General features: G+C 53.4%; 11 protein-coding genes. 5 read left to right on the top strand and 6 right to left on the bottom strand.

The genetic code is table 11. The features are described from left to right. Positions 1-4: 4 nt before the first annotated feature. The gene (locus NKJ21_RS05990; protein ID WP_038422671.1) at positions 5-973 is read right to left on the bottom strand and encodes a PDR/VanB family oxidoreductase; all 969 of its coding nucleotides are present in this window, start codon (positions 971-973) and stop codon (positions 5-7) included. A gap of 207 nt (positions 974-1,180) precedes the next feature. On the opposite strand from NKJ21_RS05990, the gene NKJ21_RS05985 reads away from it, so the two are divergent. From NKJ21_RS05985 to NKJ21_RS05970, 4 genes are all read left to right on the top strand, one after another. Further along, positions 1,181-2,080, top strand: a complete 900-nt coding sequence (locus NKJ21_RS05985; protein WP_004202952.1) for a LysR family transcriptional regulator — start codon at positions 1,181-1,183, stop codon at positions 2,078-2,080. 293 nt (positions 2,081-2,373) lie between these two features. Next, positions 2,374-3,363 carry an ABC transporter substrate-binding protein gene (locus tag NKJ21_RS05980; protein ID WP_166715792.1) on the top strand — a complete coding sequence of 330 codons (990 nt, stop codon included), beginning with the start codon at positions 2,374-2,376 and terminating at the stop codon, positions 3,361-3,363. Between the two features lie 11 nt (positions 3,364-3,374). Beyond that, the gene (locus NKJ21_RS05975) at positions 3,375-4,793 is read left to right on the top strand and encodes an amidohydrolase family protein (protein WP_008804574.1); all 1,419 of its coding nucleotides are present in this window, start codon (positions 3,375-3,377) and stop codon (positions 4,791-4,793) included. Between the two features lie 20 nt (positions 4,794-4,813). Beyond that, the gene (locus tag NKJ21_RS05970; RefSeq protein WP_087498287.1) at positions 4,814-5,803 is read left to right on the top strand and encodes an isopenicillin N synthase family oxygenase; all 990 of its coding nucleotides are present in this window, start codon (positions 4,814-4,816) and stop codon (positions 5,801-5,803) included. A gap of 553 nt (positions 5,804-6,356) precedes the next feature. On the opposite strand, the gene NKJ21_RS05965 is transcribed toward NKJ21_RS05970, so the two are convergent. The 5 genes from NKJ21_RS05965 to NKJ21_RS05945 all read right to left on the bottom strand — a co-directional run bounded on the left by NKJ21_RS05965 (position 6,357) and on the right by NKJ21_RS05945 (position 10,062). Next, on the bottom strand, positions 6,357-7,124 hold the full coding sequence (locus tag NKJ21_RS05965) for a 3D domain-containing protein (RefSeq protein WP_087653053.1): 768 nt from the start codon (positions 7,122-7,124) through the stop codon (positions 6,357-6,359). Between the two features lie 169 nt (positions 7,125-7,293). Beyond that, complete coding sequence (locus NKJ21_RS05960; RefSeq protein ID WP_087653054.1) at positions 7,294-7,653, bottom strand: D-Ala-D-Ala carboxypeptidase family metallohydrolase; 360 nt, start codon at positions 7,651-7,653, stop codon at positions 7,294-7,296. A 24-nt stretch (positions 7,654-7,677) separates the two neighbouring features. Then, positions 7,678-8,088, bottom strand: a complete 411-nt coding sequence (locus tag NKJ21_RS05955) for a hypothetical protein (protein ID WP_254732769.1) — start codon at positions 8,086-8,088, stop codon at positions 7,678-7,680. A gap of 657 nt (positions 8,089-8,745) precedes the next feature. Continuing rightward, complete coding sequence (locus tag NKJ21_RS05950; protein WP_087653055.1) at positions 8,746-9,045, bottom strand: putative quinol monooxygenase; 300 nt, start codon at positions 9,043-9,045, stop codon at positions 8,746-8,748. Positions 9,046-9,132: 87 nt separating this feature from the next. Beyond that, entirely contained in the window at positions 9,133-10,062 is a 930-nt protein-coding gene (locus tag NKJ21_RS05945) for an AraC family transcriptional regulator (protein WP_254732767.1), read from the bottom strand. Between the two features lie 112 nt (positions 10,063-10,174). Here NKJ21_RS05945 and NKJ21_RS05940 point away from each other — a divergent pair, with 112 nt between their 5' ends. Next, positions 10,175-11,188 carry an NAD(P)-dependent alcohol dehydrogenase gene (locus NKJ21_RS05940; RefSeq protein ID WP_040968534.1) on the top strand — a complete coding sequence of 338 codons (1,014 nt, stop codon included), beginning with the start codon at positions 10,175-10,177 and terminating at the stop codon, positions 11,186-11,188. Positions 11,189-11,288 lie beyond the last annotated feature (100 nt).

Genomic DNA, 11,288 nt, shown 5'->3' with positions numbered 1-11,288 from the left:
CTCCTCACAGATCCAAAACCAGAACCGGCGATTTCGCCCGCGAACAGCAGAGCGTGATCTGGTCGTTGCCCGCTTTCTCTTCCGCCGTCAGCACGCTGTCCCGGTGTTCGGGGATCCCGTCGAGGACCCCGGTAATACACGACCCGCACATTCCCTGTTCGCAGGAGAGCATCACCTCCACGCCGGCGTGCTGTAATACCTGAGCAATGGTTTGATCCGCGGCGACCTGCAGGCGCCGCCCGCTGGAGGCCAGTTCAATATAAAACGCATTTTTCGCCGCAGTATTATTTTCCGCCGCGGGAGTAAAACGCTCGAAGACGAATTGCGACGGCGACCAGCGATATTCCTCCATGACCGACTGCAGTCGCTGAATAAAACCCTCCGGGCCGCAGGCGACCACTGCGGTATCAGGATCGGGTGTGGTTAAGCAGGCGGGGATCCGCTGGCGAAACGACGCGCCTTCCTCGCTACAGTGGATCGCCACCGTGCCGCCCGCAGCCAGCTGGGTCAGGCGCGGGGAGAAGGCCGTCTGGCGCGAGCTGGCGACATAATAATGCAGCTCCAGCGCCCCCTTTCTGGCGGCAATTGCTTCAGCCATCGCCAGCAACGGCGTGATGCCGATACCGCCGGCAAACAGCAGGTAGCGCCCGGCCTCCGGCAGGGGAAAATGGTTGCGCGGAGGCGAAATGGCGAGCCGATCGCCGGATTTCACCTGCTGGTGCAAATAGCGTGAGCCGCCGGTGGACGCGTCCGTCAGTCTGACGCAAATTTCATAAGTATTACTGCGGTCAGGCGTGCCGCACAGGGAATACTGCCGGGGGCCAACGCCGGGAATAATAATATCGATATGCGCCCCGGCAGAGTAGGCCGGTAATATTTCCCCGGCCGCCGCCTGCAATATTAATGATAGATTTCCCTCTCCATTGGGGCGTATTTCCCCGACCGAGACCGAAATAAGATCGTGGCTGTGCATTACCGTTTACTCTCCCTCATTCCGCTGTCTGCAGGGCGGCCAGGGTCGGCGAAGAGATAACTCCTCTTCGCGGTAAACTGTCCGGCGTGCAAGAAAATGGGTGAAACGATCGTTTCTCCGCTATGAATGCTACGGTATTGTGATAAAACTGTTGCGTCCAGAGCTTTGATTCGCACAACCCGTTGCAAAAAAGAGAGCACCCAAACCATGTTTGCCTTCTCCCGATTTCTGCTCTATTTCACCGAAGTGGCCCGTCAGGGATCGTTTCGTAAAGCGTCAGAGGCGCTGCATGTGTCGGCGTCTTCCATCGACCGTCAGATTTTGCGCGTGGAACAGGAGCTGGCGATGCCGCTCTTCGAGCGCCATCCCACCGGGCTGCGTCTGACCGCCGCCGGGGAGCTGCTTCTGCACGCGGCCAATAACTGGAAAAAGGACTTTACCCGGGTCTGCGAACAGCTGGATGACCTGCGCGGGTTGCGGCGGGGGCATGTGCGCATCGCTACCATCGATGCCATTAACCGGCATTTTTTTTCGACGATGCTCAAAGAGGTGCATAAACATTATCCCAACATCTCTTTTACATTGACCACCATCAACAATATCCACATTCAGCAGGCGCTGATCTCCGGCGAGGCGGATTTCGGCATCATGCTCAATCCCCAGACCTCCCGCGAACTGCAGGTGCGGGCGTTTGCCGAGATGAATATGGGTATCGTGGTGCCGACCGGCCATCCGCTGGCCAGCCGCAGCGCCGTGCGCTTTAGTCAGTGCATCGACTACCCGTTTATCCTGCCGTCCGCCCCGTTGATGATCAGCGAGCCGGTGGAGGCGCTGGTGAATATCAGCGGCAACGAGGTGAAGGAGGTGGCGGTGTCGAATAACATTCACATGATCCGCACCCTGATCAAAGAGCAGATGGGCATCGGCATCCTGTGCCGGCTGGATATTCTCGATGAGATCGAGTCCGGCCAGCTGGCGTTTGTACCGCTAACCGATCCGCAGCTTAAGCCTTTCACGCTGGCGCTGTGCGTCTCGCCCGCCCGCCAGCTTTCCCTCGCCGCCTCGATGATGTTGAACCAGCTGGAGATGCTCTTCAGTCAGCTGTGAGACCGGGCAGGCACTAAAATCATTCATTAACGCACCATGATGGTGCGTTTTTGATGTGCATGAATCAAAGGTTGCATACCCGTGGGCGGCGGCGCAGGCGATTTCTCGCGGCCGCTCGCGGGCGATCAAATCTGGCATTGTTTTTGTATAGCTGAGTGTGAGTAGAAGCGGTCAGTACGGGTTATCCATACGGGACATTGCTCAGTCACCATGTCGCGGTTCAATGTTGACCGGGATGGGAGGCTGAGCCGTGGTTTGCTCGCCCCTCTCCCGGCATGAAGAGGAGAGGGATAATGAAAAGTCGTGCACGCCTTCCCCGGGGCTTTCGCTGGCTGGGCCTGATGGCTCTCGGCGGTGTCTCGCTGGCCGTTCAGGCCGAGGAGAAAATCGTTCTGCTGACCTCCTGGTACGCTCAGGCTGAGCAGGGGGGTTATTATCAGGCCAAGGCCACTGGGCTGTACAAAAAATACGGTCTCGACGTCGAGATCCGCTCCGGCGGACCCCAGGTCAACGGCATGCAGTTGCTGTTGTCGAAGCGGGCCGATGTGATCATCGGTTACGACCTGCAGCTGTTGGAAGGCATTCAGCGCGGCTTCCAGGCGAAAGCCATTGCCGCGCCCTTTCAGTACGATCCCCAGGGGCTGCTGACCCATGCCGATGTCACCTCCCTGCAGGGGCTGAAAGACAAAACGCTTCTGGTCTCCAGCTCCGGTCAGGCGACGTGGTGGCCGTGGCTGAAGGCGCAATACCAGCTGAGCGACGCTCAGGTTCGCCCCTATACCTTCAATATTCAACCCTTTGTCGTCGATGACGCTGTCGCCCAGCAGGCCTATGTCAGCTCCGAGGTGTTCCAGGTGCAGAAGGCCGGGGTGAAGGCGAACTTCTTCCTCTTTTCCGAGCACGGCTATCCCCCGTATGGCGGCATCCTTATCGCCCGCCCGGACACCATCGCCGAGCGGAAAGCGGCGATGGCGAAGTTCGTCCGCGCCTCAATGGAGGGTTGGGTGAGCTATCTCAAGGATCCGGCGCCGGGAAATGCGCTGATTAAGCAGGACAATCCGAAAATGACCGACGATCTGCTCGCCTGGGGCGTGACCCAGATCCGTGAGCATCACCTGATCGACGGCGGGGATGCCGCCAGCCAGGGCTGGGGGACGATGACCGACGCGCGCTGGCAGAAGACCCGCGACTTTATGGTCAGCGCCGGTCTGCTGGCGGCGGCCACCGACTGGAAACAGGCCTACACCACCGAATTTGTTCAGGCCATGCAGGTTAAACCCTGAGGAGCGACGCCATGTCATTAATGATTAAAAATGCCCATGCCATCCTCAGCGGTCTGCCCGGAGAGGCGGCGCGGCTGGCCGGGCCGGATATTCGCATCCGCGACGGCAAGATTGCCGCCATCGGCAGCCTGACGCCGCTGCCGGAAGAGCGACAGATCGATGCGCGCGACTGCGTGATCTATCCGGCATGGGTGAACACACACCACCATCTTTTTCAGTCGCTGCTGAAGGGCGAGCCGCAGGGGCTGAACCAGAGCCTGACGGCCTGGCTGAGCGCTACGCCGTACCGCTTTCGCGCGGCTTTCGATGAACATACCTTTCGTCTGGCGGTGCGCATCGGCCTGGTGGAGCTTCTGCGCTCGGGCTGCGCCAGCGTGGCGGATCACAACTACCTTTACTGGCCGGATATGCCTTTCGATACCTCGGAGATTGTCTTCAGCGAAGGGGAAGCGCTGGGGATGCGCATCGTTCTGTGCCGGGGTGGGGCGACCCAGGGTCGGGCGGTGGAACAGGATCTGCCTGTGGCGCTGCGTCCGGAAACCTTCGACGGCTATATGGCGGATATCGAACGGCTGGTCAGCCGCTATCACGACCCCCGGCCCGATTCTCTGCGCCGGGTGGTGATGGCGCCCACTACCGTCCTGCACTCCGCGCCGGGCGCCCAGCTGCGGGAGATGGCGAAGCTGGCCCGCCAGCTGGGGATCCGGTTGCACAGCCATTTATCGGAAACCGTCGATTATCTCGACGCCGCGCGGCAGAAATTCGCCATGACGCCGGTGCAGTTCTGCGCGGAGCACGACTGGCTGGGAAATGACGTGTGGTTTGCCCATCTGGTGAAGCTGCTGCCGGAGGAGATTGCCCTGCTGGGCCGCACCGGAACCGGCATCGCCCACTGCCCGCAAAGCAACGGCCGGCTGGGCAGCGGCATCGCCGATCTGCTGGCGCTGGAGCAGGCCGGGGTCCCGGTCTCGCTGGGGGTGGACGGCGCTGCCTCCAATGAAGCGGCGGATATGCAAAGCGAAGCCCATGCCGCATGGCTGCTACAGCGCGCGCGCAAGGGGATGCTGGCGCAGCCGCGCTACGCCGGGGGCACCTTCGAGGGGGGGGCCGATGCGGCCACGGTGGAGGATGTGGTGCGCTGGGGCAGCGCCGGCGGGGCGCAGATCCTTGGCTTAGCGCAGACCGGCACCCTGCAGGTTGGGATGCAGGCGGACCTCGCTATTTACCGGCTGGACGATCCGCGCTACTTCGGCCTGCATGATATGGCCATTGGGCCGGTGGCCTGCGGTGGGCGCGCCGCGCTGAAGGCGCTGCTGCTCAATGGCCGCCCCATCGTGGAAGACGACGCCATTCCCGGTCTCGACCTTGACGCAATGCGCCACGACGCGCTGGCGGCCGTCCGTACCCTCCAGCAGCGCGCCGCTGTTTAACTGATAACAGGATAATGACGATGAACGCAACCACCCAGAATCAACGCTACGCCTTACAGGAACTGGAAAAAGAGGCGCTGATGGGCGCCCAGGGCGAAGAGACCTTCGCCCGCGAAGTGCGCTGTATCGACCTGTCGAACTTTGCCGAAAGAAAAAATGACATTGCCGAACAACTGTGGGAGGCGGCGGTGGAGATCGGCTTCTTCCAGGTCAGCCACCACGGTATTCCGCTGGCGGATATCCGCCAGGCGTTCAGCATGACCGAGGCGTTTTTCGACCTGCCCGACGAGGTGAAGCGCCAGTATCCGCTGGCCGGCAACGCCGGCTGGGAGAGCAAGGCGCAGGTTCGGCCGTCGACCCGCACGCCGGATCAAAAAGAGTCGTATCAGATAACCCGGCCGTTGATGGCCGGGCGCTGGCCCAGCGACCGGGAGTTGCCAACATTCCAGCAGACGATGCTCGGGTTTGAATCGCAGTGCTGGCAGCTGGGGATGAAGATCCTCTCCTGCTTTGCTTTGAAGCTCGGTTTTCCGGAATCGTTTTTCACCACCGCGCACGATCCGCAGCGTGACACCTATCAGAGCACCTTGCGCATGCTGCATTACTATGCAACCGAGCAGTCGCAGCAGGGGATGTGGCGGGCCGGCGCGCACACCGATTTTGACTGCCTGACGCTGCTGTTCCAGCGCCCCGGCCAGGGTGGCCTGCAGGTTTGTCCCGGTAAAGACCGCGAAAGCCAGCAGTGGACCAGTATTGAGCCGCGGGAGGAGGTGATCACCTGCAATATCGGCGATATGCTGATGCGCTGGAGCGACGACCAGCTGCCGTCTAACTTCCACCGGGTGAGAAACCCGCTGCCGCACGAATATCAGGGGCCGCGCTACAGCCTGGCGTTTTTCTGCCAGGCCAATAAAGATGTCGAGATCCTCGGGCCGCAGAGAAAGTACCCGCCCATCAGCGCCGAGGATTATCTGCAGCAGCGGATCCAGGCCAATTTTGCCAAAGGGTAGGATGCTCCCTTGCGTGGTATTCCTGCCGCCGGCTTTCGCTGACGCGGCGGCAGGATCTCCGGCGCTGAGCTTTTCAGCTACCGTGTTAAGTTCCCTGGTGTCGTTGAAATAACTGAAGAACATCCCCCTAAGCGTCAGCAGCAAGCTACCTCGACTAAGGACCTGGAAATCACGCCCTTTACGTCGTGAACGCCGTGAAGCCAGCGCTCCGGGGTTAAAGGGATTACCTTAACTTCTTTATTGCTGTTAGTGGGTTCAGGCTAACCAGGGCAGGGCGGAGGCAGAATTTATAGGCTGGTAACCGGCTACGCCGGGCTTTCGGCGCCATTTGACTCCACAGACACATGTAACCTTATCTGGCGCCTCCATGCCGCTGACGCGGCATTCAGAAGCTTCCCGATGCTGTAGGTGTTAACGTCTGCTCTGTGCAAAGAGCGGAAGTTGCTTACATCGTGCTATGTTAGTTTAATGGGAGCAGGTCAATTGGGCACTGTCTGACTATACGCCATTATCAATAAATTGGAGTCAATACCTACATCCTTCATGTATGAGGCTAATAAGTCCATGTGGTTAACATTTTCTTATCTTTATCTAATAGTTCTACCGTCATAGCTTCAAATGTCTTTCCAGTATCCGCAATATTCGTGAGGCAGTGTTTTTTTAATCCACAAAAAATGTCAATATGGTTTCCCGATACACCTTTAGTTCCACCATTATCATAAGCAATGAAATAGCCATCGTGGAAGACATTTTTTCCGTTCGGTAGTGTAATAGATTGTTTTCTAGCCGCAGGGATATAAATTATACTCCCCATAGGAATAATACTTGGATCTACTGCAATTGTTCTATATGGAACTAGTGCTCTTGATTTAACATCATCACCGTAAGTATTTTTAGCAGGATAATAAACCATATATCCAGCGGCTCGTACAGCCTCCGGCGACAACTTGCCCTCTTTTCCTTTCAAAGCGACCTTACAGTCTGTATGTTGAATATTACTTACTTTATGGAAATTTAAAGTTTCAGCCTTCCCATTTAATGTAGTGAGAATGGAGCCTTCAACACCGCCAAAACAATAGTCCAGGGAAGAAATTGGGTCTGATAATACATCCCCTTTAATACTTCTGATTCGAACACCATCCTTAGTGGATTTTGCCGGATACACATAATAGTTCGTAGCATATAGTTGATATCGTGCAATCGACTTAACCGGAGGTGGGATGTTGAAGCCGGCTTGATCTTCCAGGGCTTGTTCTGCACCCAAACTTAAGAGGGGGAAATAAATATATATAGATACCAAAAACCATAGTATGCGCTGCATAGCTGCCTCACTATTTTTTTATCAAAAATTTAAATTATAAGCTTGTTCTATCTTGATGCTGCTTAAAAAACAGGCTTAGTGTAAGACCTTTTACGTTTTTCAAACAGACCCACCTACCTTTAAATACATCAAAATAAAACCGCACCGCGAGGATTCATAAATTTAGATTCTAAAATCCCCATCGAGCTGGGCCGTTATCCCTTACATCTATATGCGTAAAATTCGCATATTTTCCCACCCCATATTTGTCAGGGTAATAACTAGAAAGATGATCAGCCAAATCATGCGGATGAACACCGACTATGTAGATGTCAGCAGCGTTACCATATAAATGTTGTGAATTCGACACCCCTCCAACCAGTTTATTATATTTTTCACATCTACAACCCGAGTAAATAATAACTGGTGAATTATACATTGCTCTAATTTCTTCAAGCAGAGATATCAATTTGGGAGATATGTTATCGAAGCCACAATTATCCTTACAAGCAAACTCACTTCTATCAAAGTTTTGAGATAAGTCACCCATATGTCACCACCAGGCTAAGTGCTATTATTTTTGCGGAGCATTTGCATCCAGATCATCAGCTAAGCAGGACATTGCCAGACTAGATGCTATTGCATAAATTTTTTCTGGATCAGTTTCATCTTTTGCATCATTCGCTGTATTCTTAATTAGTGTTTCTATCCCTTCTTTTTGCTTTGTGTAATAAGAAGTTGAAAGCGGGCCTTTTTCAGTGTTACCCAGAGTCAAACTAATTACCCCGGCCAAACCTGCAGCAATCCCCCCAACCACACCACCGGTACCTGCCGCTATCAGAGCCGAGCCTGTAATGCCTGAAACGCCCCCTACAGTACCAAGAGCCAGTTTTGTTGCTTCAGCTTGCTTAGAACTCATTTCAAAATTATTGTGGATATCCCTACATCTATTACTTGCCTCAATCAAATCTCTTCGCGCAGCCATTAAAGGTTTTTTTGCGCTGAAACTAAAGTTGGATAATTGTTTAGCTGAGCTGGCGTAATTGGTCCAACAGGATTTTTTGTATAACACCCAGAAATAGAGGATGCAAGAATTAGCAAAAAATATGATTGTTTATTCATTAAAATTATCCCCAACTACCCTTTTCCTAGTGTAGGCAACACCAAGAGGAATTATTTTAAATAAACAAAATAACGATAAAACTCGAAAAAAACGCATCACATCAGTTAAACACATGATGATTTAAAACCCAAAACAGCATAAAACAACAGCCTGAATCATCTAGCAAGTGTTTCAGGTGATGCTAAGCATGAATTTTGATACTTTTGCCTTGTTATGGGTGGAAAGAGCAATGACCAGCTTGCCTGAAGAATCGCGCGCAGACGCATACTGAACACCATCAATAGTGACCCGAATTCAGGTGGCTCCAGGTTTATTGTCTGGTTTGAAGACAGATGATTTGCTGCAAATCGGTATCAGCCTGACGCTGCGCCTATCTTTAGCGGCCAGATTTGCAGTTACCGCAGGTGTTGACGAGCTTTACTGAAAAGCCTGTATTTCGGGCCTGCTTCTACTTCCTCTTCTCCCCCACAGCGGACCTTAAGCTCTTCTAGTTTGTCCTTTCTGCGTCAGAAACGGGCTTTATCTCTCAGGATCCACCAAACTATTCATTAGGATGTACTGCGCAGCTTTACGCGCATATTGGTCAATCAAAGGTGCTAGCCGAGTGAAATGCTCGCTGGCGCAGTGCGCATCAAGTGCCGTATGGTCAGTCCACTCTTCAATGAAAATAAAATGCCCCGGATCCTTTTCATCACGGTACAAATCATAAGCAATACACAGAGGCTCTCGCTTCGTTGCCGCGATGAGCTCGCGGTATAAAGGGAGAACCGTGTCGACGCACTCGGTTTTGATAAAATCTTCGGCGATGACCTTTAGCATGTGAACTCCTTCATTAAAAATGGCTAGGGCTTTTGAGAGATAGTGCCAGTCTGAATAGCTATTTCAAACAAAAGGTCCGCTCCTCGCTCAAAGCTGACTGTCAGATCCCTGTCCGGACCGTTTACGATATTCCCCCGCTGTCACTCCTGTGAAACGCTTGAATGCGCGGCCCAGAGTAATTCCTGAATCGTAGCCCACCATCTCTGCAATCTTAGCCAGGGTCAATTGTGGATGTCTCAGTAAACAACGAGCACGGTACATTCTCCAGTGAGTGAGATAATCCCCGGGAGTGATTCCTGTTATGTCCTTAAAATGAACTGCAAACGCGGAGCGCGACATCCCTGCTTCTGCAGCGAGCAGTTTGAGGCTCCATGGTCTCCCGATATCTCTGTGTATTTGTTTCACCACACGGCTAAGACGGGGATCGGCAAGGGCGGCTATCCAGCTTTTATGTGTTTGCTCGCGTAAATAATGTGCTCTGATAGCCTGTACAAAAAATACGTCTGCAAGCCGGCTCACGACTATACGCGACCCCATGTGCTGTTCGGTACTTTCGATAGCCAGTAGTTTTAACGTCGCTTCCAAAAGTGGTGAACGGGCAGCGTCAGAGGGGATGACCACGACTGAGGGCAGCAGTGAAAGCAACGGTTCTGCTCCCGTAGTATCGAAGGAGAAATAGCCACAGAGAATATTGGCCACTTCGCCATCACCTCCAAAACTGAGACTATTACCTGAACATTCAGCAAAGATATCTTCGCACCATTGTGTTGGAGTAGAAGGGATATCTACCAGAGAAAAAAGGGTCTCAGGCTTCACCAGGAACCCATCTCCTTGCCGCAGTTCAATGGGGTTTTCAACGCCTTCCACTATAAGAATTCCATGTCCAGAAACCATGAATCCAAAGCGAATTGAAGCACTTCTTACAAAGCTTATCCCCCACGGGGCATGCGGTAAAAGGCGTGAATAAAGTGCGCTTTTGAGACGCATAGCAGCAAATACATCATCGAGAGGATCCATTTTTTCCCTCTTTCATGGACGGTTAGTCAGTAATAATGTCTTTTCAGTCATTCTACATCCAGTAAAAAAATTTTAAGGTAGCGACGTACTCAACAAAACCAAAGAGAGCAATATGCATAGCTATCGACTTGAGAGTTTCGGAAGTTTACAAGGACTGAAGTTAATTGAGGAACAGCGGCCAGTCCCCGGGCGTAATCAGGTTCTGATAAAGGTCCGCGCCTGTAGTCTTAATTATCGTGATCTGGCCATTCTGTACGGAACAGGCACATTAACCCCTAAAGCCGGGCTGATCCCTTTATCGGACGGGGCTGGTGAGGTCGTGGCTACAGGCGATTCTGTGAGCCTGTTTAAAAAGGGGGATCGGGTTGTGGGAACCTTCTTTCCTCACTGGTTTGGTGGAGCACGGGATGCCGCTGCAGGGAGAGGAACTTATGGCACTCAGGCCGATGGATGGTTAACCTCATACAAGGTGGTTGATGAAGAGTCTCTGGTTTCAGTACCTGATTACCTGAGCTGGGAACAGGCTGCCACTCTCCCTTGCGCAGCAGTTACAGCATGGAACAGCCTTCAACAGTCGCGGTCTGTATTACCGGGAGAGACTGTGCTTACCCAGGGCACCGGTGGAGTCTCACTGTTTGCGGTGCAGCTCGCCAAAATCATGGGGGCACGCGTTATTGCGTTAACGTCAAATGATGTAAAAGCACAGCTATTGTCGGCGCTTGGTGCCGATCATGTCATCAATTACCAACATTATCCTGAATGGTCAGTAAAAGTCCGGGAACTGACACAAGGCAGGGGGGTTGACCGTATTGTGGAAATTGGCGGGCCGGGAACCTTAAATCAGTCTTTACTCTCCGCAGCGCCGGGAGGGGAAATTGCTCTGCTGGGCTTTGTTGCACAGGGAAGTGCATCAGTCGATTTTATGACTTTGTTCAAAAGTGGCGCAACTGTAAGACCTTTCAGTGTTGGCAGCCGCGAGGATTTTATCGCTATGAATCGGGCGCTGGTAAAAAGTCAGCTTCAGCCGATTATAGACAGGGTATTCGAGTTTGAACATGCTGTTGAAGCATGGCGATATTTTGAAAGCCAGCAACATACTGGCAAAGTGGTCATCACGATGAATTGAAGCAGAAAGAGCCCTGGTGCCCACTAAAGGCCGGGGCTTATGCCATAAGAGCAGACAGGTTTGTTCGTCGATGATGATTTCCTGCAGTTAAACGCCTCAC

Origin of the sequence: Klebsiella sp. SWET4 (assembly GCF_024296565.1) — a bacterium.
Lineage (GTDB): Bacteria > Pseudomonadota > Gammaproteobacteria > Enterobacterales > Enterobacteriaceae > Klebsiella > Klebsiella variicola.
This window is presented reverse-complemented; position numbering and strand designations above follow the sequence as displayed.